General features: G+C 61.3%; 18 protein-coding genes, 2 tRNA genes and 2 pseudogenes. 18 read left to right on the forward strand and 4 right to left on the reverse strand.

Annotated features, from left to right (window positions below; genetic code table 11):
* The 11 genes and pseudogenes from BFP96_RS08460 to BFP96_RS31760 all read left to right on the forward strand — a co-directional run.
* Positions 1 to 979 (forward strand): N-acetylmuramoyl-L-alanine amidase (locus BFP96_RS08460; RefSeq protein ID WP_065936023.1); only part of this gene is annotated, 979 nt, incomplete at its 5' end.
* Positions 979 to 2889, forward strand: coding sequence for a DNA mismatch repair endonuclease MutL (gene mutL / locus BFP96_RS08465; RefSeq protein WP_065894500.1), 1911 nt, complete (start codon positions 979 to 981; stop codon positions 2887 to 2889). The genes BFP96_RS08460 and mutL, both read left to right, overlap by 1 nt.
* On the forward strand, positions 2889 to 3860 hold the full coding sequence (miaA, locus tag BFP96_RS08470; RefSeq protein WP_065936024.1) for a tRNA (adenosine(37)-N6)-dimethylallyltransferase MiaA: 972 nt from the start codon (positions 2889 to 2891) through the stop codon (positions 3858 to 3860). Before mutL ends, miaA begins: the two co-directional genes overlap by 1 nt.
* Positions 3861 to 3955: 95 nt before the next feature.
* On the forward strand, positions 3956 to 4216 hold the full coding sequence (hfq, locus tag BFP96_RS08475; RefSeq protein WP_016976904.1) for an RNA chaperone Hfq: 261 nt from the start codon (positions 3956 to 3958) through the stop codon (positions 4214 to 4216).
* Between the two features lie 12 nt (positions 4217 to 4228).
* Entirely contained in the window at positions 4229 to 5530 is a 1302-nt protein-coding gene (hflX, locus tag BFP96_RS08480) for a ribosome rescue GTPase HflX (protein WP_065936025.1), read from the forward strand.
* 96 nt (positions 5531 to 5626) lie between these two features.
* A complete protein-coding gene (gene hflK / locus BFP96_RS08485) occupies positions 5627 to 6805 on the forward strand; it encodes an FtsH protease activity modulator HflK (protein ID WP_065886520.1) in 1179 nt (392 codons plus the stop codon).
* The gene (gene hflC / locus BFP96_RS08490; RefSeq protein WP_003188064.1) at positions 6805 to 7671 is read left to right on the forward strand and encodes a protease modulator HflC; all 867 of its coding nucleotides are present in this window, start codon (positions 6805 to 6807) and stop codon (positions 7669 to 7671) included. Before hflK ends, hflC begins: the two co-directional genes overlap by 1 nt.
* A 292-nt stretch (positions 7672 to 7963) precedes the next feature.
* Positions 7964 to 9151 (forward strand): ATP phosphoribosyltransferase regulatory subunit, encoded by a 1188-nt coding sequence (locus BFP96_RS08495; RefSeq protein ID WP_065886518.1) that lies wholly within the window; start codon positions 7964 to 7966, stop codon positions 9149 to 9151.
* Positions 9152 to 9205: 54 nt separating this feature from the next.
* Positions 9206 to 10495: an adenylosuccinate synthase gene (locus BFP96_RS08500; protein WP_065886517.1), complete on the forward strand. Its 1290-nt coding sequence runs from the start codon at positions 9206 to 9208 to the stop codon at positions 10493 to 10495.
* A gap of 1114 nt (positions 10496 to 11609) precedes the next feature.
* A pseudogene (locus BFP96_RS31755) lies at positions 11610 to 11663 on the forward strand (hypothetical protein); the annotation flags it as partial.
* A 390-nt stretch (positions 11664 to 12053) separates the two neighbouring features.
* Positions 12054 to 12569, forward strand: a pseudogene (locus BFP96_RS31760) (methyl-accepting chemotaxis protein); the annotation flags it as partial.
* A 93-nt stretch (positions 12570 to 12662) separates the two neighbouring features.
* On the opposite strand, the gene BFP96_RS08510 reads toward BFP96_RS31760, so the two are convergent.
* From BFP96_RS08510 to BFP96_RS08525, 4 genes are all read right to left on the reverse strand, one after another.
* Positions 12663 to 14216 (reverse strand): ABC transporter permease, encoded by a 1554-nt coding sequence (locus tag BFP96_RS08510; RefSeq protein WP_065936026.1) that lies wholly within the window; start codon positions 14214 to 14216, stop codon positions 12663 to 12665.
* Positions 14216 to 15241 carry an iron ABC transporter substrate-binding protein gene (locus BFP96_RS08515; RefSeq protein WP_065936027.1) on the reverse strand — a complete coding sequence of 342 codons (1026 nt, stop codon included), beginning with the start codon at positions 15239 to 15241 and terminating at the stop codon, positions 14216 to 14218. Before BFP96_RS08515 ends, BFP96_RS08510 begins: the two co-directional genes overlap by 1 nt.
* Before the next feature lie 158 nt (positions 15242 to 15399).
* Positions 15400 to 15486 (reverse strand) — tRNA-Leu (locus BFP96_RS08520).
* Between the two features lie 154 nt (positions 15487 to 15640).
* Positions 15641 to 15727, reverse strand: a tRNA-Leu gene (locus BFP96_RS08525).
* Positions 15728 to 15952: 225 nt separating this feature from the next.
* Here BFP96_RS08525 and rnr point away from each other — a divergent pair.
* From rnr to dnaB, 7 genes are all read left to right on the forward strand, one after another.
* Entirely contained in the window at positions 15953 to 18583 is a 2631-nt protein-coding gene (rnr, locus tag BFP96_RS08530) for a ribonuclease R (RefSeq protein ID WP_065894508.1), read from the forward strand.
* The gene (rlmB, locus tag BFP96_RS08535; RefSeq protein ID WP_065883318.1) at positions 18580 to 19335 is read left to right on the forward strand and encodes a 23S rRNA (guanosine(2251)-2'-O)-methyltransferase RlmB; all 756 of its coding nucleotides are present in this window, start codon (positions 18580 to 18582) and stop codon (positions 19333 to 19335) included. Before rnr ends, rlmB begins: the two co-directional genes overlap by 4 nt.
* Before the next feature lie 309 nt (positions 19336 to 19644).
* The gene (gene rpsF / locus BFP96_RS08540) at positions 19645 to 20067 is read left to right on the forward strand and encodes a 30S ribosomal protein S6 (protein WP_003236224.1); all 423 of its coding nucleotides are present in this window, start codon (positions 19645 to 19647) and stop codon (positions 20065 to 20067) included.
* Between the two features lie 28 nt (positions 20068 to 20095).
* Complete coding sequence (gene rpsR / locus BFP96_RS08545) at positions 20096 to 20326, forward strand: 30S ribosomal protein S18 (protein WP_002551829.1); 231 nt, start codon at positions 20096 to 20098, stop codon at positions 20324 to 20326.
* Positions 20327 to 20362: 36 nt separating this feature from the next.
* The gene (locus tag BFP96_RS08550) at positions 20363 to 21256 is read left to right on the forward strand and encodes a hypothetical protein (protein ID WP_065894510.1); all 894 of its coding nucleotides are present in this window, start codon (positions 20363 to 20365) and stop codon (positions 21254 to 21256) included.
* Between the two features lie 18 nt (positions 21257 to 21274).
* Positions 21275 to 21721 (forward strand): 50S ribosomal protein L9, encoded by a 447-nt coding sequence (rplI, locus tag BFP96_RS08555; protein ID WP_003171376.1) that lies wholly within the window; start codon positions 21275 to 21277, stop codon positions 21719 to 21721.
* Positions 21722 to 21831: 110 nt separating this feature from the next.
* Positions 21832 to 23229, forward strand: a complete 1398-nt coding sequence (dnaB, locus tag BFP96_RS08560; RefSeq protein ID WP_003188079.1) for a replicative DNA helicase — start codon at positions 21832 to 21834, stop codon at positions 23227 to 23229.
* The last annotated feature ends 7 nt before the right edge of the window (positions 23230 to 23236 follow it).

The raw sequence follows: 23236 nt of genomic DNA on the forward strand, positions 1-23236 counted from the left end.
GCCTGCGGTGCCGGTCAACCCCTCGCAACCGCAGGTCAAGCTGCCACCGCCGCCGCCCGCTCCGGCAGGCAAGCGCGACATTATCGTGGTGATCGACGCCGGTCACGGTGGCGAAGACCCGGGCGCCTCCGGTTCGCGCGGCCAGCATGAAAAAGACGTGGTGTTGGCCATCGCCCGCGAACTGCAACGCCAGGTCAACGGCATGAAAGGTTATCGCGCCGAACTGACCCGTACCGGCGACTACTTCATTCCGTTGCGCGGGCGTACTGAAATCGCCCGCAAGAAGGGCGCGGACCTGTTCGTCTCGATCCACGCCGACGCCGCACCTTCCAGCGCCGCTTTCGGTGCGTCGGTGTTTGCCCTGTCGGATCGTGGCGCCACGTCCGAGACCGCCCGTTGGCTGGCCGACAGCGAAAACCGTTCCGACCTGATCGGCGGGGCCGGCAACGTGTCCCTCGACGACAAGGACAAAATGCTCGCCGGCGTACTGCTCGACCTGTCGATGACCGCCTCGCTGACCTCCAGCCTGAACGTCGGCCAGAAGGTCCTGAGCAATATCGGCCGGGTCACGTCGCTGCACAAACAGCGCGTGGAACAAGCCGGGTTCATGGTGCTGAAGTCGCCGGATATCCCGTCGATCCTGGTCGAGACCGGATTCATTTCCAACGCCAACGAGGCATCCAAGCTCGCCAGTGCCAGCCACCAGCAGGCCTTGGCGCGCTCGATCAGCGCCGGTGTGCGTCAGTTCTTCCAACAGAACCCGCCCCCGGGCACTTACATTGCCTGGTTACGTGATTCCGGCAAAATTGCCCAGGGCCCGCGCGACCACCGCGTACAGCCCGGCGACACCGTGGCCATGCTGGCGGTACGTTTCCAGGTCACGCCCGCCGCTTTGCGCAGCGCCAACAACCTGAAAACCGATGAGCTGAAAATCGGCCAGGTGTTGACCATCCCGGGCACCGAATTGGCGGCGCAGTAATGAGCGAATCTGTCTTGAATAGCGGCTCGCGTATCGAATTGCTCAGCCCGCGCCTGGCGAACCAGATCGCTGCGGGCGAGGTGGTTGAGCGTCCGGCCTCGGTGATCAAGGAACTGCTGGAAAACAGCATCGACTCCGGCGCCAAACGCATCGACGTGGACGTGGAGCAGGGCGGCGTCAAGCTGCTGCGGGTGCGGGACGATGGCAGCGGCATCTCGTCCGATGACCTGCCGCTGGCCCTGGCCCGTCACGCCACCAGCAAGATCCGCGACCTCGAAGACCTTGAGCGGGTGATGAGCCTGGGCTTTCGCGGTGAGGCCCTGGCCTCCATCAGCTCCGTGGCCCGCTTGACCCTGACCTCGCGCACACGCGGCGCCGAGCAGGCCTGGCAAGTGGAAACCGAAGGCCGTGACATGGCGCCCCGGGTCCAGCCGGCAGCCCATCCGGTGGGCACCTCGGTGGAAGTGCGCGACCTGTTCTTCAACACCCCGGCGCGGCGCAAATTCCTCAAGGCCGAAAAAACCGAATTCGACCACCTGCAGGAAGTCATCAAGCGCCTGGCCCTGGCACGTTTCGATGTGGCATTCCATCTGCGCCACAACGGCAAGACCATCCTCAGCCTGCACGAAGCCAATGACGACGCCGCGCGTGCTCGGCGCGTGGCGGCAGTCTGCGGAGCCGGCTTTCTGGAGCAGGCGCTGCCGATAGAGATTGAACGCAATGGTTTGCGCCTGTGGGGCTGGGTCGGTTTGCCGACCTTCTCCCGCAGCCAGGCGGATTTGCAGTATTTCTTCGTGAATGGCCGGGCAGTGCGTGACAAGCTGGTGGCCCATGCGGTGCGCCAGGCCTACCGCGACGTGTTGTTCAACGGGCGGCATCCGACGTTTGTGCTGTTTTTTGAGGTCGACCCCTCGGTGGTTGACGTCAATGTGCACCCGACCAAGCACGAAGTGCGCTTCCGTGATGGGCGCATGGTGCATGACTTCCTGTACGGCACCTTGCACCGCGCCTTGGGCGACGTGCGTCCGGATGATCAGTTGTCGGCGCCCATCGTGACGGCGGTCGTTCGCCCAAGCGGTCCCGAGGCCGGTGAATTCGGGCCTCAGGGCGAAATGAGTTTGGCCGCCAACTTGCTGCAATCTCCGCAGCAGCCCAACTACACGGCACCCAACGCGGGCGCCGGCGCCGGTTATCAGTATCAATACACCCCGCGCCCGCAATCGACCGTGCCGGTGGCCGAGGCCCAGGCGGCTTATCGTGAGTTCTTCGCGCCGCTGCCGGGTGCCGAGCCAGGCACCGTCGCCTTGCCCGAGGGTGGCGGTGATATTCCACCCTTGGGCTACGCGCTGGCGCAGCTCAAGGGCATCTACATCCTCGCGGAAAACGCCCACGGCCTGGTGCTGGTGGACATGCATGCGGCCCACGAGCGGATCATGTACGAGCGCCTGAAGATCGCCATGGCCAGTGAAGGGCTCAGTGGCCAGCCACTGCTGGTGCCCGAATCCCTGGCGGTCAGCCAGCGAGAAGCCGATTGCGCCGAAGAGCACCACGGTGTGTTCCAGAAGCTGGGCTTCGAACTGCAACGCCTGGGCCCGGAAACCCTGGCGATCCGCCAGATTCCCGCGCTGCTCAAGCAAGCCGAGGCCAATCGCCTGGTCGCCGATGTATTGGCGGACCTGATGGAGTACGGCACCAGCGACCGTATCCAGGCGCATATCAATGAGCTGCTCGGCACCATGGCCTGCCACGGCGCCATCCGCGCCAACCGTCGCCTGGCCCTGCCGGAAATGAACGGCCTGCTGCGCGACATGGAAAACACCGAGCGCAGCGGTCAATGCAACCATGGCCGACCGACCTGGACCCAGATGGGCCTGGATGATCTGGACAAACTGTTCCTGCGCGGTCGCTGATGAGTGCCTTGCCCCCCGCGATCTTCCTGATGGGCCCCACGGCCGCCGGCAAGACCGACCTGGCCATCGAACTGACCAGGGTCCTGCCGTGCGAGCTGATCAGTGTGGACTCTGCCCTGGTTTACCGGGACATGGACATCGGCACGGCCAAGCCTTCGAAAGAGGTGCTGGCGCAGCATCCGCATCGGTTGATCGACATTATCGACCCGGCCGAGAGCTATTCGGCGGCGGATTTCCGTACCGACGCCCTGGCCGCCATGGCCGAGATCACCGTGCGGGGTAACATCCCGTTGCTGGTCGGCGGCACGATGCTCTACTACAAGGCTTTGCAGGAAGGCCTGGCGGATATGCCGCCGGCCGATGCCCAGGTGCGCGCCGAACTCGAAGAAGAGGCCGCACGCCTTGGCTGGCAAGCCCTGCACGATCAGTTGGCGGCGGTGGATCCGGTGTCGGCGGCGCGCATTCACCCCAATGACCCCCAGCGTCTCTCCCGTGCCCTGGAAGTCTGGCGTGTCAGTGGCCAGACCATGACTGAACACAGGCTGAAACAAACTGCGCAAAGTGCTGATGCAGGCGCATCTGGCCGGTCACAATTGCCCTATACTGTGGCGAACCTGGCCATCGCTCCGGCAAATCGTCAGGTGCTGCACGAACGAATTGCACAAAGATTCACAAATATGTTGGAACAGGGGTTTGTGGAGGAGGTCGTAGCACTGCGTTCAAGAGGTAATCTGCATCCGGGGTTGCCTTCGATACGTGCTGTAGGCTACCGCCAAGTCTGGGATCATCTGGATGGCAAGCTGACGTCAGCCGAAATGCAGGAGCGCGGCATCATTGCCACGCGCCAATTGGCGAAGCGCCAGTTCACCTGGCTGCGCAGCTGGAGCGATTTGCACTGGCTGGACAGCCTGGACAGCGACAATCTGTCACGCGCCTTGAAATACCTGGGAACGGTCTCCATATTGAGCTGAGTCCTTGCAATTGCCGTCTATCCTTGGGGGTGTGGCGGCCATGAGCTATTTATTTTTCCGATTTTTTATTATTGATCCTTAAAGGAGTGCGGCACATGTCAAAAGGGCATTCGCTACAAGACCCTTACTTGAATACCTTACGTAAAGAGAAAGTGGGGGTTTCCATTTATCTGGTCAACGGTATCAAGTTGCAAGGTACGATCGAGTCGTTCGACCAGTTCGTGATCCTGCTGAAAAACACCGTCAGCCAGATGGTTTACAAACACGCTATCTCGACAGTCGTCCCTGTTCGTCCAATCCGTCTGCCTAGCGCTGCCGGTGATGAAGCAGCTGACGCTGAGCCAGGTAACGCCTGATAGGAGTCTCCTTTGTTCTTTGAGCGCCACGGTGGTGGTGAGCGAGTAATCCTCGTTCACTTGGATGGACAGGACCCTGAGGCGCGCGAAGATCCGCAGGAGTTTCAGGAGTTGGCAAATTCGGCCGGCGCCGAGACCGTTGCGTTTTTTAACGTGCCGCGTCATCGGCCAACCGCCAAATACCTGATTGGCAGCGGCAAGGTCGAAGAATTGCGCGACCTGGTCCATGCCGAAGAAGCCGATCTGGTGATCTTCAATCACGTCCTCACGCCGAGTCAGGAGCGTAACCTCGAACGTGTCTTCGAGTGTCGCGTGATCGACCGCACCGGCCTGATTCTCGATATCTTCGCCCAACGCGCGCGTACCCATGAAGGCAAGCTCCAGGTCGAACTGGCCCAGCTTGACCACATGAGCACACGGCTGGTTCGCGGCTGGACGCACCTTGAGCGCCAGGGCGGCGGCATCGGCATGCGTGGCCCGGGTGAAACCCAGCTGGAAACCGACCGACGTCTGTTGCGGGTTCGCCTGCGCCAGATCAAGGGCCGCCTGGAGAAAGTCCGCAGCCAGCGCGAGCAATCGCGCCGTGGCCGTTCCCGTGCCGATATCCCCACCGTGTCCCTGGTGGGCTATACCAACGCGGGCAAGTCCACGCTGTTCAATAACGTCACCAAGTCGGACGTGTACGCGGCCGACCAACTGTTCGCGACGCTCGACCCAACCCTGCGCCGCCTGGATCTTGACGACCTGGGGCCGATTGTCCTGGCCGATACGGTAGGTTTCATTCGTCATTTGCCGCACAATCTGGTCGAGGCATTTCGGTCTACGCTCGAAGAGTCGAGCAATTCCGACCTGCTGTTGCACGTGATCGATGCGGCCGAGCCGGATCGCATGCTGCAGATCGAGCAGGTGATGCTGGTGCTGGGCGAGATTGGTGCCCAGGACTTGCCGATCCTCGAGGTGTATAACAAACTCGATTTGCTTGAAGGCGTCGAGCCGCAAATCCAGCGCGATGAGAATGGCAGACCCCAGCGGGTCTGGCTGTCGGCGCGTGATGGCAGTGGCCTTGAATTGCTTGAGCAAGCCATCGCCGAGTTGCTCGGCGGCGATTTGTTCGTGGGCACCTTGCGCTTGCCGCAGCGTTTTGCTCGACTGCGTGCACAGTTTTTCGAGCTGGGCGCGGTACAGAAAGAAGAACACGACGAAGAAGGTGTCAGCTTGCTGGCCGTTCGATTGCCACGCGCGGAGCTTAATCGACTGGTCAGTCGCGAGGGTGTTGTACCGGCGGAGTTCATCGAACAACACACTTTGCAATAAAAGCCTGAGAAAGCGGTTGTGCCGCAGTAGCAGGCATTCTGTAGCATTGGTCGGCGCGCCGTGGGTGCGTCTTTGCTTTATCAGATGGAGAGCGCTATGGCTTGGAATGAGCCGGGTGGCAACTCGAATAATCAGGATCCTTGGGGTGGTAAACGCCGCAATAATGGCGACCGCAAGGGGCCACCGGATCTCGACGAGGCCTTCCGAAAGCTGCAGGAAAGCCTGAATGGGTTGTTCGGTGGTGGGAAAAAACGCGGTGGTGACGAGGGTGGTCGCACAAGCAAGGGCGGCGGCTACGGCCTGCTGGGCCTGGGTCTTGTCGTGCTCGCGGCCGTCTGGCTGTACAGCGCGGTCTACGTGGTGGACGAGCAGGAGCAAGCCGTGGTGCTGCGCTTCGGCAAGTATTACGAGACGGTCGGGCCAGGCCTGAACATCTATTTCCCGCCGATCGACAAGAAGTACATGGAGAACGTCACGCGTGAGCGTGCCTACACCAAGCAGGGCCAGATGCTGACTGAAGACGAGAACATCGTCGAAGTGCCGCTGACCGTGCAGTACAAGATCACCAACCTGCAGGACTTCGTGCTGAACGTCGATCAGCCGGAAATCAGCCTGCAACACGCAACCGAAAGCGCCCTGCGCCATGTGGTGGGTTCCACTGCCATGGACCAGGTGCTGACCGAAGGGCGTGAATTGATGGCCAGCGAAATCAAGGAGCGCCTGCAACGGTTCCTCGATACCTATCGCACCGGTATCACCGTTACCCAGGTCAACGTACAGAGCGCAGCGGCACCGCGTGAAGTGCAGGAAGCCTTTGACGACGTGATCCGCGCCCGTGAAGACGAGCAGCGTTCGCGCAACCAGGCTGAAACCTACGCCAACGGCGTGGTGCCGGAAGCCCGTGGTCAGGCCCAGCGTATCCTTGAGGATGCCAACGGTTACCGCGACGAAGTGGTCTCCCGTGCCAAGGGTGAGGCGGACCGCTTCACCAAGCTGGTTGCCGAGTACCGCAAGGCGCCCGAGGTTACCCGTGAGCGTCTGTACCTGGACACCATGCAGGAAGTCTTCAGCAACACCAGCAAGGTTCTCGTGACCGGCAGCAAGGGTGGGCAGAACAACCTGCTGTACCTGCCGCTGGACAAGATGATCGAAGGTGGTCGTAGCGGCGGCACAAGCGCGCCGTCCACCGGTTCGAATGCCGCTGCCAACGAAGCGAGCGCCCGTGCGGCCGCTGACTTGCTGCAACAGCAAACACGTACCAGGGAGAGTCGTTGATGAGCAATAAATCGCTGACCGCCCTGATTGTGGGAGTCGTCGTGGTCATCGCTGCCTGGAACTGCTTCTACATCGTCGCTCAGACCGAGCGCGCGGTGCTGCTGCAATTCGGTCGCGTGGTCCAGGCGGATGTCCAGCCGGGCCTGCATGTGAAAGTCCCCTACGTCAACCAGGTGCGCAAGTTCGACGCCCGCCTGATGACCCTGGATGCACCGACACAGCGCTTCCTGACCCTGGAAAAGAAAGCCGTGATGGTTGACGCCTACGCCAAGTGGCGCGTCAAGGATGCCGAGCGCTTCTACACGGCGACCTCGGGCCTCAAGCAGATTGCCGACGAGCGTCTGTCGCGTCGTCTGGAATCGGGCCTGCGTGACCAGTTTGGTAAGCGCACCCTGCACGAGGTGGTATCCGGTGAACGCGATGCGCTGATGGCTGACATCACTCGTTCGCTGAACACCATGGCGGAGAAAGAGCTGGGTATCGAAGTGGTCGACGTTCGCGTCAAGGCTATCGACCTGCCCAAGGAAGTGAACCGCAGCGTGTTCGAGCGCATGAGCACCGAGCGTGAGCGTGAAGCCCGTGAGCACCGTGCCAAGGGTAACGAGCTGGCCGAAGGTATCCGTGCGGATGCCGATCGTCAGCGCCGTGTACTGTTGGCAGAGGCCTATCGCGAGTCTGAAGAGGCTCGTGGTGATGGTGATGCTCAAGCCGCGGCGATCTACGCCAAGGCTTATGGCCAGGACCAGGAGTTCTACGCGTTCTACCGTAGCCTGCGCGCCTACCGTGAAAGCTTCGCGAACAAGACCGACGTGCTGGTGCTGGACCCAAGCAGCGATTTCTTCCGCTACCTGGAAAAGTCCAAGTAACAGGCCTGTGATTCTGTAGGACCACTCCGTCGGGCGGCTAAAATGCCTGGCGGGGTGATCCTTTCAGAAAACGGGTGTATGATGCGGCAGCCGGGAAATTCCCGGCTTTTTTGCGTCTGCGTGTTCGATTCGGCAGGCGTGACAGGTTTTTCGAGGAAAGTGCCCGACGAGGCCGTTCGCAGGCCGTTCGTCACGTCGCTCTTGCGCGTGGTTTATGCAGACGGCGGGTATTTTCTGCTTCACTCAAGGCTCGGCCGAGGGCTGGCCGCCCGGATCAAAGGGGAATGGCGTAATGGCAACGGTAGACCGCTGGCTGCTGCCAGATGGCATCGAAGAAGTACTGCCACCAGAAGCTGCGCGTATTGAAATAGCGCGTCGCCAGGTGTTGGATCTGTTCCAGAGCTGGGGCTACGAGTTTGTCGTGACCCCTCATATCGAGTACCTGGAATCCCTGCTGACCGGCGCGGGCCAGGACCTGGATCTGCGCACCTTCAAGGTCATCGACCCGCAATCGGGCCGGCAAATGGGTTTCCGCGCCGACATCACGCCGCAGGTGGCGCGTATCGATGCGCACACCCTGCGCCGCGAAGGTCCCAGCCGCCTGTGCTACGCCGGCAGCGTGCTGCATGCCCAGCCGCGTGCCTTGTCATCTTCACGCAGCCCGATCCAGCTGGGCGCCGAGTTGTATGGCGATGCGAGCCCGAGCAGCGACGTTGAAGTGATCAGCCTGATGCTGGCCATGCTGCAACTGGCTGATGTGCCGGACGTGCACATGGACCTGGGCCACGTGGGGATCTACCGCGGCCTGGCCCGTGCGGCCGGCTTGTCCGGTGAAGTTGAGCAACAATTGTTCGATGCGCTGCAACGCAAGGCCATTGACGAAGTCATCGCCCTGACTGCCGGCGTGCCGGCTGAACTGGCCGACATGCTGCGTGCGCTGGTTGACCTGTGCGGCGGCCGTGAAGTGTTGGTCACTGCACGTGAGCGCCTGGCCAACGCGCCGGCGCCGGTGTTGGCCGCCCTGAACGATGTGCTGGCGATTGCCGAGCAACTGTCGGCGCGCTTCCCGCAGCTGCCTTTGTATTTTGACCTGGGCGAGTTGCGCGGCTACCACTACCACACCGGTGTGGTATTCGCGGTGTTCGTTCCGGGTGTTGGCCAGGCCATCGCCCAGGGTGGTCGTTATGACGATATCGGCGCCGACTTCGGTCGCGCCCGTCCGGCCACCGGCTTTTCCACCGATTTGAAAACCCTGGTGACCCTGGGGCGTGCTGAGGTCGAGCTGCCGTCTGGTGGCATCTGGATGCCCGACAGTACGGACGCGGCACTCTGGCAGCAGGTCTGCCAGTTGCGCAGTGAGGGTCAGCGTGTCGTCCAGGCTTTGCCTGGGCAGCCATTGGCCGCCGCCCGTGAAGCGGACTGCGACCGGCAATTGATTCAGCAGAACGGGCTTTGGCAAGTATCGCCACTGGCTTCTTGAGTTTTCCTGCCGGCCATCGCCGGCACCAAGTTTGCGCGAATGAGGACAAGTGTTATGGGTAAGAATGTCGTAGTCCTGGGCACCCAATGGGGTGATGAGGGCAAAGGCAAGATCGTTGATCTGCTGACCGAACATGCTGCCGCCGTAGTGCGCTACCAGGGTGGCCACAACGCGGGCCACACCCTGGTCATCGATGGCGAAAAAACCGTCTTGCACCTGATCCCATCGGGTGTACTGCGCGAAGGCGTGCAGTGCCTGATCGGCAACGGCGTAGTGGTTGCGCCGGACGCCCTGCTGCGCGAGATCATCAAGCTGGAAGAGAAAGGCGTACCGGTGCGCGAGCGCCTGCGTATCAGCCCATCCTGCCCGCTGATCCTGTCCTTCCACGTGGCGCTGGACCAGGCCCGTGAAAAGGCCCGTGGCGAGCTGAAGATCGGCACCACCGGTCGCGGCATTGGCCCGGCCTACGAAGACAAGGTGGCGCGCCGTGGCCTGCGTGTGGGCGACCTGCTCAACATGCCGCGCTTTGAAGACAAGCTGCGTGAACTGGTGGATTACCACAACTTCATGCTGGTGGGTTACTACAAAGAGCCGGCCATCGAGTTCGAAAAGACCCTGGCCGAGTGCAAGGAATACGCCGAGCTGCTCAAGCCGCTGATGCTCGACGTGACGGCCGAGCTGCACGACCTGCGTCGCGCCGGCAAAGACATCATGTTCGAAGGCGCCCAGGGTTCGTTGCTCGACATCGACCACGGCACCTACCCGTATGTGACCAGCTCCAACACCACCGCCGGCGGCGTTGCCACCGGTTCGGGCGTTGGCCCGATGTTCCTCGACTACATCCTGGGCATCACTAAGGCTTACACCACCCGTGTAGGTTCCGGTCCATTCCCGACTGAGCTGTTCGACGACGTTGGCGCACACCTGGCCAAGCAGGGTCACGAATTCGGCGCTACCACCGGCCGTGCTCGTCGGTGTGGCTGGTTCGACGCCGTTATCCTGCGTCGCGCTATCGACGTGAACAGCATCTCGGGCATCTGCCTGACCAAGCTGGACGTGCTCGACGGCCTGGAAGCCATCAACATCTGTGTCGGCTACAAAGACGCGCAAGGCAACGATGTTGCCCCGACCGACGCTGACAGCTACGTGGGCCTGCAGCCTGTGTACGAAGAAGTGCCGGGCTGGACCGAATCGACCGTGGGCGCCAAGACCCTGGAAGAGCTGCCAGCCAACGCCCGCGCCTACATCAAGCGCGTCGAAGAGCTGATCGGCGCACCGATCGACATTATTTCGACGGGCCCGGACCGCAACGAGACCATCGTTCTGCGTCACCCGTTCGCTTAATAAGCTGTTGATGTAAAAAGTAAAGGGCTCCTTCGGGAGCCCTTTGTCGTTTCTGTCTGGCAAGCGGCACGACCCTTGCTGTGTTTCTCTTTTTCGCGGTGCTATCAATTTAATGGCACCCGTGGTGGAGGGATTTCCAGTGTCTGCCGTTCTCTCGTTGTTACAAAGCCGTCTGCTGCGGCCGGTGTTCGTTACCCTAGGTATCGCTCTTTTGGTGCAAGTGCTGGTGGCCGTCGCGCTGACGCGGAGCACGGTCACGGCCCTGGAGGCCGATTTGGGGAATCGCCTGGGCATCGACAGCCAGAAATTGTCCGGCGAATTGGCACAGGCCGGCAAGGAAGTCACCTCCAGCCTGGATAGCCTGTCCACCAGCACTCGCCAACGTCTGACTGCAGGGCTCTCCACGCGTCTTCAGCAAGAGCAGAAGCAATTGCGGGCGACCCTGGAAAAAGACCTGCAGGACTCCGCCAATGACATGGCCCAGTTGCTGGCTTCGGTGGCGCCGCGTGCCATGTGGGACAGCGACGTGCCGACATTATCGGAATTTGCCCGGCGCGCGCAGCGTAATCCCAACGTGTTGTTCGTGGTGTATGACGACGCGGCGGGCGAGCATCTGACCCGTTACCTGAACCGTGAAAATCCGATCAACCAGGCCTTGTTGGCCAAAGGCGCGGGGGAGCGTGCCCTGGATAAAGTCCTGGACGCGGCCAAGGCTGATCCTTCGGTGTATTACGTCGAGGCCTCGATCAGCCCCAACGGCGTTGAGATCGGCAAAGTCCGCATGGGGGTGTCGACCGCATCGGTCGAGGCCGACCTGCAAGCACTGGACAGCCGCTTCGCCGCGCTGATCGCCAGCGGTGATCAACTGGTCGGCGACAGCCTCAAAGGCGCCGCGGCCGATAGCGCCGCCGCCATGGGCGCGCGCCTGCAATCGGCGCAAGTCACGGCCACGCAGATGGCGGCCAATACCACCAGTGCGGTTCAAGAGGCTGCCGGCACCTTGCGCTGGCGTATCGGCATGGGCCTGGCGCTGGTCGGTCTCGGTGTATTGCTGCTGATCGCCATTGTGCTCGGCCGCCGCGTCGTCAACCGCCTGAAGCTGTTGATCGCGGCCATGGATGACCTGGCGGCAGGCGAGGGTGACCTCACCAAGCGTGTACAGATCAGCAGCAAGGACGAAATTGGTGACATGGCTTCGGCGGTCAATCGCTTTGTGGATAAGTTGCAGCCCATCGTGCGCGAGGCGGGGGATGTGGCCCAGCGCACCGGCATGGAAATCGGCGCGATGACCTTGCGCAATGCCGGTGCCGATGCGGCGGCCGGCCTGCAGCGCGACGAGGTTGCAGAAAGCCTGCGCGCACTCTCGCAAATGGCCGACGAGGCCCAGGCCGAAAGCCATGCCATGCAGGCGGCCTTGCAGCAGGTGGTGGAGATTCGCCAGGCCACGGATGAAAACTCGCGCACTTCTGCCGAAGTCGGCAGCTTGATCGAGGCGTTGGCCGGGCAGGTGCAGGCTGGTTCCCAGGTGATCGAGCGGTTGGCGCAGCAAAGCGAGCAGATTGAAGTGGTGCTGACGGTGATTCACGGCATCGCCGAGCAAACCAACCTGCTGGCGCTCAATGCGGCCATCGAGGCGGCTCGTGCCGGCGAAACCGGGCGTGGTTTTGCGGTAGTCGCGGACGAGGTGCGTGCGTTGGCGAGCAAGACCCAAAGCTCCACCGGTGACATCCAGGCGCATATCGTGGCGTTGCAGCAGGGCGCGCGTGAGGCGGTGGAAACCATTGGCAAGGCTGGTCGTCAGGCCAATGAGGGCTTGCTGGTGTTGCGCGACAGCGTGCGCTTGCAGCAGACCGTGCAGGCCTCGGTGGAGCAGGTGCATGCGGCGATCGGCCTGGCGACACGCGCGGCCGAGCATCAGGCCCAGGGTGCGCATGCGGTGCGTGGTCGGGTTGAGGTGATTCATGCCCAGGCTGAGCGGGCCGCGCAGGCGGTGGTGGAGACCACGGCCAGTGGCAAGGTGCTGGATGGCTTGGCGGCGCAGTTGAAGGCGAGTCTGGGGCAGTTTCGGGCTTAGGGTTGTCTGTGCCGGCCTCATCGGGGGCAAGCCCCCTCCCACAGGTTGCAACGCACTCCAAATGTGGGAGGGGGCTTGCCCCCGATAGCCATCTCAGCGGCTCAAATACATCCGCGTCGTAAGCAGGTACACCGGCAACCCCGACACCAGAATCAACAACGCCGCATAAGGCGCCGCCGCCGCAAACTCCACATTCGAGGTATGCGCCCACACGGCGGTGGCCAAGGTGTTCAGCCCGGTCGGACTAAGCAGCAAGGTCGCAGTCAATTCCTTCATCGCATCCAGAAACACCAGCGCAAACGCGGCGCCCAATGCCGGGAAAATAATCGGCAGCGTCACCCGGCAAAACGCACTGAACGACGATGCGCCGAGCGTGCGCGCCGCCTCTTCCAGCTGTGGTGCAGCCTTGTTCAGCGCCGTGCGAATCGGCGCCTGGGCCAGGGGCAAGAACAACAGCGCATAGGCGATCAGCAACAGTGCCGACGTCTGATACAGCGCCGGCACGTAATGCAGCGCGAAATACACCAGGGTCAGTGCGATCACCAGGCCGGGCAGGGCGTGCAGCAGGTACGGCAGGCGTTCGGCCCAGATCGCCAGCTGGCCTTTGTAGCGCACCACCAGCAGGCCTACCGGCACCGCCAGCGCCAGGCACAACGCCGCGCCACCCAGGGAAAGTGCCAGGGACGATAACAGCGCCTCACTGATGGCGGCGACCGGAAACGCCGCCGATGAGCCCACGGCCAGCCAATAACCGAGCATCCCCAGGGGAATGCCGCTGCCAATGATCGCCAGCGCCAGGCAATAGAGTTGGCCAGGCAGCGCCCATTTGCCCAGTTTCACCTGCTCGGCCTGTCGCGCCGCGCCCTGGCCGATCCGCACATGGCGGCCCTTGCCGCGCACGCGCAGCTCCAGCCACAACAAACTCAGGCACATCACCAGCAGCACCGCCGAGAGCATCGCGGCGTTGGCGTTGCTGAATTCCAGTTCGAACTGCTGGTAGATCGCGGTGGTAAAGGTCTGCAAGCCGATGATCGACAGGGCGCCGAACTCCACCAGCATGTGCAATGCAATCAACAGTGCTCCCGCCACCAGCGAGGGCCACAGCAGCGGCAGGGTAATGCGCCGGAATACGCCCCAGCGATTCAGCCCCAGGGTGCGCGCCGATTCTTCCAGGGCCGGGTCCAGATTGCGCAGCGTGGCGGCCACCGGCAGAAAGACCAGCGGATACTTGGACAGGCTCATCACCAGGATCGCGCCGCCGAGACCTTCGAAGTTGGCGCTCAGCGACACCCAGGTAAAGCTGCTGACAAATGCCGGCACCGCAAACGGCAGGCACAGGATCACGCCCCAGAGGCGTCGCCCCGGCAGGTTGCTGCGTTCCAGCAACCAGGCCAGGGACAGGCCGACCACGCCGCACACGACCGTCACGCCGACCATCAGCGACAGGGTATTGCGCAGCAGCCCGAACACATAAGGCCGCCACAGCAGATGCACCGCCTCTGCCCAGCCGGCTTGCCAGGCCTTGAGCCCGACATACACCAGCGGCAGCAGGCTCAGGCCAACCAGGAACAGCACCGGCAACAGCAGCCAGATTGAAGGGCGTTTGCGCCGGGGGCGAAAGCCTGCAGCGCTGAGCGACGGGGTCATCAGTTCAGGCCAACGTCACGTTCCAGTTCCAGGGCTTCTTCGGCATTGCCCAGGTCGGCAGGGGTGACTTTCGGCGGCTGCAGTTCGCTGAAAGGCTTGAGGCCACGGTTGGACTCCATGCCCTTGCGCAACGGGTATTCCGCCGAAGTGTTGGTGATCACACGCTGGCCTTCTTCACTGGCCATGAAGGCCAGCAGTTGCTGGGCTTCCTTGGGGTGTTTGCTGGATTTCAGCGCGGCAGCCGAAGACACGGTAATCAGGCCGCCGGCATCGCCGTCGGTGAAATAGTGCAGTTGGGAGTCAAGATTGGTTTTTTCTTTCTTCAAGGCAAACCAGTAATAGTTGTTCACCAGTACGGTGGCCACTTCGCCATTTTCAACGGCCTTGAGGGCCACCATATTGTTGCTGTACACCTTGCCGAAGGCGCGCAGGCCGGTCAGCCACTCTTCGGCCGCTTCACGCCCGTGCAGCTTGATGATCGCCACGGCCTGTTCCTGAAACGCGCCGCTGGTGGGCACGAAGCCGACCTTGCCTTGCCATTCGGGGCCGGCGAAATCCAGCACCGATTTGGGCAGGTCTTTTTCGGCAATCAGCTTGGGGTTGAAAGCGACGACGCGGGTGCGTGCGGTGACGCCCATCCAGTCGCCATTGCTGCCGACGTAATCCTTGGGCAGCACGTCGAGGGTGCTGGCATCGATCTTCGCCAACAAGCCTTGCTCGCCGAGTTTGTTCAGCGGCGGCGATTCTTCGGTGTAGATCACGTCGGCAGGGGAGCGATCACCTTCTTCGACGACCTGGCTGGCCAGTTGGTTGCTGCTGCCTTTGCGCACGTTGACGTGAATACCGGTCTTGGCTTCAAAGGCTTTGGCGAGTTCATCGCCGACTTCTTTGTGCTGGCCGTTGTAAAGGGTCAGGGAGACCTTGTCGGCAGAATAGGCGGCGGGTGAGAGCAGGGTCAGGCCAAGCAGAGTAAGAGACAGGCCACGCAGAAGGGATGTCTTGAATCGGGTATCGCGGATCATCATCCGAAGTGTTCCTCGCTTATGTGCAACAAATCACTACAAGGATAAACGATAAAGCTTCTCAAGTGCGGGCTTGAGGGTAATCGCGGGGAGCGTTTTCAAGCCGGATTTTTCAAACCCCGGAAACGAAAAAACCCGCTTTCGCGGGTTTGATCTGAATTTGGTGCCCAGGAGAAGACTCGAACTTCCACGACCTTGCGATCACCAGCACCTGAAGCTGGCGTGTCTACCAATTTCACCACCTGGGCATTATCAAGCAACGTTGCCGCTGTTGATGGGGCGAACTATACGGCGGGCTTTTTAATCTGTAAACCCCTGATTCGAAAAATATAAATCAATTTTTCCGTTAAAAATCAAAGGTCTGAAACGAAAAAACCCGCTTTCGCGGGTTTGATCTGAATTTGGTGCCCAGGAGAAGACTCGAACTTCCACGACCTTGCGATCACCAGCACCTGAAGCTGGCGTGTCTACCAATTTCACCACCTGGGCATTATCTGACAACGTTGCCGTCGTCGATGGCGCGCACTATACGGAGCGATATTTGCCCTGTAAACCCCTGCCATGAAAAAAGCCTGGAAAATTTCGCCAATGGTCGTGCAAGGTGCGCGCCGAGGGCTGCAAAGGGCTTTAAAAGGCTTGATGACGTCTGAAATTTCCCGTTTCAATACGCGTATGCCAAACTAACCCGCATATAGACAAGGTGAAAACTCTCTAATGGCCGATTGGCAGTCCCTCGATCCCGAGGCCGCTCGTGAAGCGGAAAAATATGAAAACCCTATTCCTAGCCGCGAACTGATCCTGGCGCACCTCGCCGATCGTGGTTCGCCTGCTAGCCGCGAGCAGTTGGTTGAAGAGTTCGGTCTGACCACCGAAGACCAGCTCGAAGCCCTGCGCCGCCGTTTGCGTGCGATGGAGCGCGATGCTCAGTTGATCTACACCCGCCGTGGCACCTACGCGCCGGTCGACAAGCTCGACCTGATCCTGGGCCGTATCGCCGGCCATCGGGACGGCTTCGGCTTCCTGATCCCGGATGACGGCAGTGACGACCTGTTCATGAGCCCTGCGCAAATGCGCCTGGTGTTCGATGGCGACCGTGCCCTGGCGCGCGTGTCCGGCCTGGACCGTCGTGGGCGTCGTGAAGGCGTGATCGTCGAAGTGGTGTCCCGTGCCCACGAGTCCATCGTCGGTCGTTACTTCGAAGAAGGCGGTATCGGCTTTGTGGTGCCGGATAACCCGAAGGTCCAGCAGGAAGTGCTGATCACCCCGGGCCGCAATGGCGCCGCCAAGGTCGGCCAGTTCGTCGAGGTGAAAATCACCCACTGGCCGACTGCGCGCTTCCAGCCCCAGGGCGATATCGTTGAAGTGGTCGGCAACTACATGGCGCCGGGCATGGAAATCGACGTGGCGCTGCGCACCTACGATATTCCTCACGTCTGGCCTGATGCCGTGCTCAAGGAAGCCGCCAAGCTCAAGCCGGAAGTTGAAGACAAAGACAAAGAAAAACGCATCGACCTGCGCCATCTGCCGTTCGTCACCATCGACGGCGAAGATGCGCGCGACTTCGATGACGCGGTCTACTGTGAAGCCAAGCCGGGCAAGCTGCGCCTGTTCTCCGGCGGCTGGAAGCTGTACGTCGCGATTGCCGACGTGTCCAGCTACGTGAAGATCGGTTCGGCCCTGGATAACGAAGCCCAGGTGCGCGGCAACTCCGTGTACTTCCCTGAGCGCGTGATCCCGATGTTGCCGGAGCAGCTGTCCAACGGCCTGTGCTCGCTGAACCCGAAAGTCGACCGTTTGGCCATGGTGTGCGAGATGACCATCTCCAAAACCGGCGAAATGACCGACTACCAGTTCTACGAAGCGGTGATTCACTCCCAGGCGCGGCTGACCTACAACAAGGTCAGCACCATCCTGGAAGCGCCGAAGACCAGCGAAGCCAAGGCCCTGCGCGGCGAATACGCCGACGTGGTGCCGCACCTCAAGCAGCTGTACTCGCTGTACAAGGTGCTGCTGGGCGCCCGCCACACCCGTGGCGCGATCGATTTTGAAACCCAGGAAACCCGGATTGTCTTCGGTTCCGAGCGCAAGATCGCTGCCATCACCCCGACCACCCGTAACGACGCGCACAAGCTGATCGAGGAATGCATGCTGGCGGCCAACGTGGCCACCGCTGAATTCCTGAAGAAGCACGAGATTCCTGCGTTGTACCGCGTCCACGACGGTCCGCCGCCGGAGCGCCTGGAAAAACTGCGTGCGTTCCTTGGCGAGCTCGGCCTGTCCCTGCACAAAGGCAAGGACGGCCCGACGCCGAAGGATTACCAGGCCCTGCTGGCCAGCATCAAGGACCGTCCGGATTACCACGTGATCCAGACCGTGATGCTGCGCTCGTTGAGCCAGGCGGTGTACAGCGCCGATAACCAGGGCCACTTCGGCCTGAATTACGAGGCGTACACCCACTTCACTTCGCCGATCCGCCGTTACCCAGACTTGCTCACGCACCGCGCGATCCGCAGCGTGATCCATTCCAAGCAGAACACCCCGCACGTCAAGCGCGCCGGTGCCATGACCATTCCGAAGGCACGGATCTATCCGTACGACGAAGCGGCGCTTGAGCAGTTGGGCGAGCAGTGCTCCATGAGCGAGCGTCGCGCCGACGAAGCCACCCGCGATGTGGTGAACTGGCTCAAGTGCGAGTTCATGAAGGATCGCGTGGGCGAATCGTTCCCGGGTGTGATCACCGCCGTGACCGGTTTCGGCCTGTTCGTCGAGCTGACCGACATCTACGTCGAGGGTCTGGTGCACGTCACCGCCTTGCCGGGTGACTACTACCACTTCGATCCTGTGCACCATCGCCTGGCGGGCGAGCGCACCGGTCGCAGCTTCCGCCTGGGCGATACCGTGGAAGTGCAGGTCATGCGTGTCGATCTGGACGAGCGCAAGATCGACTTCGGCATGCCTGACAAGCCCGCAGAGCCGGCTGGCCGCAAAAAGCGCGGCAGCGAAACCGCAGCGCCGGCGTCCAAAGGCAAGGCTTCCAGCGCGAAGACGGCTGCCGAGCCTGCACCTGCCAAGACCGGACGTCGTTCTTCGGCCAAGGACAAGGCCCCTGAAGCCTACCGTCCAAGCGATGCCGCGGCGAAAAATGCCGAGCTGCGCAAGAGCCGCGAGTTGAAGCAGCAGTTGCTCAACGAAGCCAAAAGCGGTGGTAAAGCGGCGTCTGGGGGAAAGTCCCAAGGGGCGGAAAAACCGTCGAGCAAACCGAGTAAACACCGTAAAGGCCCGCCTAAAGCGGGTTCGGCCCCCGCGAAAAGCGGCGGGTCGCGCAAACCTAAGGCCAAGTCATGAGTCTGGAAAAAATCTACGGCGTGCACGCCGTAGAAGCACTGCTGCGTCACCACCCCAAGCGCGTCAAACAGGTGTGGCTGGCGGAAGGTCGCAGCGAGCCACGCGTGCAGACGCTGGTCGAGCTGGCCACCCAGAACAAGGTTGCCATCGGCCAGGCCGAACGCCGTGAAATGGACGTATGGGTAGAAGGTGTTCACCAGGGCGTGGTGGCAGACGTCAGCCCGAGTCAGGTGTGGGGCGAAGCCATGCTCGACGAGCTGCTCGACCGTACCGAAGGCGCACCGTTGCTGCTGGTGCTGGACGGCGTGACCGATCCGCACAACCTCGGCGCCTGCCTGCGTTCGGCGGATGCGGCCGGCGCGCTGGCAGTGATCGTGCCTAAAGACAAGTCGGCCACCCTCACGCCGGTCGTGCGTAAAGTGGCCTGCGGCGCGGCGGAAGTGATTCCGCTGGTGGCCGTGACCAACCTGGCGCGCACCCTGGAGAAGCTTCAGCAGCGCGGCTTGTGGATTGTCGGCACGGCAGGCGAGGCCGAAGTCAGCATCTACGATCAGGACCTCACCGGCCCGACCATCCTGGTCATGGGCGCCGAAGGCAAGGGCATGCGTCGCCTGACCCGCGAGCATTGCGATTACCTGGTGCACTTGCCGATGGCCGGCAGCGTCAGCAGCCTGAACGTGTCGGTGGCGACGGGCGTATGCCTGTTCGAAGCGCGGCGTCAGCGCGGTGCCAAGGCCAAGACCAAGAAGTAAGCCGGGCCTGGCCTGGTTCAAAATGTGGGAGGGGGCTTGCCCCCGATAGCGGTGTTTCAGTTACAGATGTTGTGACTGACCCACTGCAATCGGGAGCAAGCCCCCTCCCACAGTTGTTTTTGTGGTGTTTGGGCGATTGTTCAAATAATCACCAATCACCTTGCGCGCTTTCTCCCCCTTCTCTACAATTGCGCCCCTTGCCCACCTGGCAGGCACGCATGTGCCTCCCCTGCGGCAAGATCCATAAGTGTCATTCACTCCTTGTCTGACCGTTTTTGAGCGGCAGGCTACAACCCGTAAGGAGCATTCATGCGTCATTACGAAATCATCTTTTTGGTCCACCCGGATCAAAGCGAGCAAGTCGGCGGCATGGTTGAGCGTTACACCAAGCTGATCGAAGAAGACGGCGGCAAAATCCACCGTCTGGAAGATTGGGGCCGTCGTCAACTGGCCTACGCAATCAACAATGTTCACAAGGCTCACTACGTGATGCTGAACGTTGAATGCACCGGCAAGGCCCTGGCCGAGCTGGAAGACAACTTCCGCTACAACGATGCAGTGATCCGTAACCTGGTCATCCGTCGCGAAGAAGCCGTTACCGGCCAATCCGAGATGCTCAAGGCTGAAGAAAACCGCAGTGAGCGCCGTGAGCGTCGCGACCGTCCTGAGCACGAAGGCGCTGATAGCGCTGATAGTGATGACAGCGACAACAGCGATAACGCTGACGAGTAATCCACGGACCTTTTAAGGAGCCTATCAAATGGCACGTTTCTTCCGTCGTCGTAAATTCTGCCGCTTCACCGCTGAAGACGTGAAAGAGATCGATTACAAAGATCTCAACACTCTGAAAGCCTACGTATCCGAGACCGGCAAAATCGTTCCAAGCCGTATCACCGGTACCAAAGCACGTTATCAGCGTCAGCTGGCCACCGCTATCAAGCGCGCCCGCTTCCTGGCCCTGCTGGCCTACACCGACAGCCACGGCCGCTGAGACCGGGCAGTCGACAAGTAGTAAGGGATTGAATGCATGCGCGCCTTAGCTGAGTTCATCATGCGCGGTCGTGTGCAGGCCACTCTGGTAGTGGCTGGCTGTGCGGCATTGCCGTTGCTTTATTGGTTGGGTGCTGCCGCTGGATGCCTTGTGCTCCTGCGGCGCGGTTTGAAGGACGCCCTGGGCGTTCTTGCCCTGGGTTTGTTGCCGGCCTTGATCTGGTGGCTGCAAATGGGTGATCCACGGGTACTTCTGGTACTGCTGGGGTCATCGAGCCTTGCGTTGGTTCTGCGCGCAAGTGAGTCCTGGGTCCGTACGCTGCTGGTCAGCGTGGCAGTGGGGTTGGTGTACTCAGTGATGCTTGGCGCGGCTTTCCGCCCGCAAATCGAGGCGCTGGCGCAGGAGATCGTCAAGATCCTGCCGCTGGCCCTCGGGGATCTCTACCAGCAATTGTCGGTAGATGAGCGAGCGCGGTTTGCGTCACTGATTGCGCCGGTCCTGACCGGCCTGATTGCGGCTTTGCTGCAGGTTGTCAGCGTGCTGAGCCTGATTCTTGGGCGTTATTGGCAGGCGTTGTTGTATAACCCGGGTGGTTTTGGTCGCGAGTTTCGCAGTATCAGGATTCCCGCGGGACCGGCGATGTTGCTGCTGGCGTGCATGGTTGTCGGACCGAACTTCGGTCCACAGATGGCCTTGCTGGCGCCGATTTGCAGCGTACCGCTGGTGTTTGCCGGGCTGGCCCTGATTCATGGGCTGGTGGCGCGAAAGCGCCTGGCCAGGTTCTGGCTGGTGGGGTTGTACGTCACGCTGTTGCTGTTCATGCAGCTGATCTATCCGTTACTCGTGGTCCTGGCCATTGTCGACGGCCTGATTGATTTTCGCGGACGTCTGGCGTCGAAAGATGCCGATAGCGCGAACGGTGAAGGTTAAAAGTTAGAGGATTTTCACATGCAACTGATCCTTCTGGAAAAAGTCGCCAACCTGGGCAACCTGGGCGACAAAGTGAACGTTAAGGCCGGCTACGGTCGTAACTACCTGCTGCCATACGGCAAAGCCACCGCTGCAACCGCTGCCAACCTGGCTGCGTTTGAAGAGCGTCGTGCTGAGCTGGAAAAAGCCGCAGCAGACAAAAAAGCTTCGGCCGAAACTCGCGCTGCCCAACTGGCTGAGCTGGAAGTGACTATCACTGCCACTGCCGGTGACGAAGGCAAGCTGTTCGGTTCGATCGGCACCCACGACATCGCTGATGCACTGACCGCCTCCGGCGTTGAAGTGCAGAAGAGCGAAGTTCGTCTGCCGAACGGCACCATCCGCAACGTAGGCGAATTCGACGTAGCCGTGCACCTGCACGCCGAAGTTGAAGCCACCGTACGCGTTGTCGTGGTAGCAGCTTAAGTCGCACCTAACTGACTGGCACCTCGTGTGTCAGCCGGTTAACATCGGGCACGATCCTGTTTACAGGTCGTGCCTTTTGTTTTTTTACACACCCCAAATTTCAAGTGGCCATGAACGAAATCTCCGCTCCTGAGCAATACGATCTGCAAACCGCTGCCCTGAAGGTGCCGCCGCATTCCATCGAGGCCGAACAGGCCGTGCTCGGTGGCTTGATGCTGGACAACAACGCCTGGGAACGCGTGCTGGATCAAGTCTCGGACGGTGACTTCTATCGCCATGACCACCGCCTGATCTTCCGCGCCATCGCCAAGCTGGCCGACCAGAACTCACCGATCGACGTGGTGACCCTGGCCGAGCAACTGGACAAGGAGGGCCAGACCTCGCAGGTCGGCGGCCTGGGCTACCTCGGTGAGCTGGCGAAGAACACGCCATCCGTCGCCAACATCAAGGCGTATGCGCAGATCGTCCGCGAGCGCGCCACCTTGCGCCAGTTGATCGGCATCAGCACCGAAATCGCCGACAGCGCCTTCAACCCCGAAGGCCGCACCGCCGCCGAAATCCTCGACGAAGCCGAGCGCCAGATCTTCCAGATCGCCGAAGCCCGTCCGAAAACCGGCGGGCCGGTCAGCGTCAACGACCTGCTGACCAAAGCCATCGACCGCATCGACACCCTGTTCAACACGGATGCGGCGATTACCGGCATTTCCACCGGCTACACCGACCTCGACGAAAAGACCAGCGGCCTGCAGCCGTCCGACCTGATCATCGTCGCCGGTCGTCCGTCGATGGGTAAGACCACCTTTGCAATGAACCTGGTGGAAAACGCCGTACTGCGCAGCGACAAGGCGGTGCTGGTGTATTCCCTCGAGATGCCAGGCGAATCGCTGATCATGCGTATGCTGTCGTCGCTCGGCCGTATCGACCAGACCAAGGTGCGTTCCGGTCAGCTCGAAGACGACGATTGGCCGCGCCTGACCTCGGCGGTCAACCTGCTCAACGACCGCAAGCTGTTCATCGATGACACCGCCGGTATCAGCCCTTCAGAGATGCGTGCGCGTACCCGCCGCCTGGTGCGTGAACACGGTGACATCGCCCTGATCATGATCGACTACCTGCAGTTGATGCAGATCCCGGGTTCGAGCGGCGACAACCGTACCAACGAGATTTCCGAAATCTCCCGTTCCCTGAAAGCCCTGGCCAAGGAATTCAACTGCCCGGTCGTGGCGCTGTCCCAGCTCAACCGTTCCCTGGAACAACGCCCCAACAAGCGCCCGGTGAACTCCGACTTGCGTGAATCCGGGGCAATCGAGCAGGATGCCGACGTGATCATGTTCGTGTACCGCGACGAGGTGTACCACCCCGAAACGGAACACAAGGGCATCGCCGAGATCATCATCGGCAAGCAGCGGAACGGCCCGATCGGCTTTATTCGCCTGGCGTTCATCGGTAAGTACACGCGCTTCGAGAACCTGGCGCCGGGCAGTTACAACTTCGACGACGACGAGTAACCGCTGG

Origin of the sequence: Pseudomonas sp. 34 E 7, from assembly GCF_900005715.1 — a bacterium.
Taxonomy (GTDB): Bacteria; Pseudomonadota; Gammaproteobacteria; order Pseudomonadales; family Pseudomonadaceae; genus Aquipseudomonas; species Aquipseudomonas orientalis_A.

Bases quoted from the DNA above. Each gene is read 5' to 3' on its own strand.
- mutL (WP_065894500.1), top strand. From the start codon at position 979: ATGAGCGAATCTGTCTTGAATAGCGGCTCGCGTATCGAATTGCTCAGC.
- miaA (WP_065936024.1), top strand. From the start codon at position 2,889: ATGAGTGCCTTGCCCCCCGCGATCTTCCTGATGGGCCCCACGGCCGCC.
- hfq (WP_016976904.1), top strand. From the start codon at position 3,956: ATGTCAAAAGGGCATTCGCTACAAGACCCTTACTTGAATACCTTACGT.
- hflK (WP_065886520.1), top strand. From the start codon at position 5,627: ATGGCTTGGAATGAGCCGGGTGGCAACTCGAATAATCAGGATCCTTGG.
- hflC (WP_003188064.1), top strand. From the start codon at position 6,805: ATGAGCAATAAATCGCTGACCGCCCTGATTGTGGGAGTCGTCGTGGTC.
- BFP96_RS08495 (WP_065886518.1), top strand. From the start codon at position 7,964: ATGGCAACGGTAGACCGCTGGCTGCTGCCAGATGGCATCGAAGAAGTA.
- BFP96_RS08500 (WP_065886517.1), top strand. From the start codon at position 9,206: ATGGGTAAGAATGTCGTAGTCCTGGGCACCCAATGGGGTGATGAGGGC.
- BFP96_RS08510 (WP_065936026.1), bottom strand. From the start codon at position 14,216: ATGACCCCGTCGCTCAGCGCTGCAGGCTTTCGCCCCCGGCGCAAACGC.
- BFP96_RS08515 (WP_065936027.1), bottom strand. From the start codon at position 15,241: ATGATGATCCGCGATACCCGATTCAAGACATCCCTTCTGCGTGGCCTG.
- rnr (WP_065894508.1), top strand. From the start codon at position 15,953: ATGGCCGATTGGCAGTCCCTCGATCCCGAGGCCGCTCGTGAAGCGGAA.
- rlmB (WP_065883318.1), top strand. From the start codon at position 18,580: ATGAGTCTGGAAAAAATCTACGGCGTGCACGCCGTAGAAGCACTGCTG.
- rpsF (WP_003236224.1), top strand. From the start codon at position 19,645: ATGCGTCATTACGAAATCATCTTTTTGGTCCACCCGGATCAAAGCGAG.
- rpsR (WP_002551829.1), top strand. From the start codon at position 20,096: ATGGCACGTTTCTTCCGTCGTCGTAAATTCTGCCGCTTCACCGCTGAA.
- BFP96_RS08550 (WP_065894510.1), top strand. From the start codon at position 20,363: ATGCGCGCCTTAGCTGAGTTCATCATGCGCGGTCGTGTGCAGGCCACT.
- rplI (WP_003171376.1), top strand. From the start codon at position 21,275: ATGCAACTGATCCTTCTGGAAAAAGTCGCCAACCTGGGCAACCTGGGC.
- dnaB (WP_003188079.1), top strand. From the start codon at position 21,832: ATGAACGAAATCTCCGCTCCTGAGCAATACGATCTGCAAACCGCTGCC.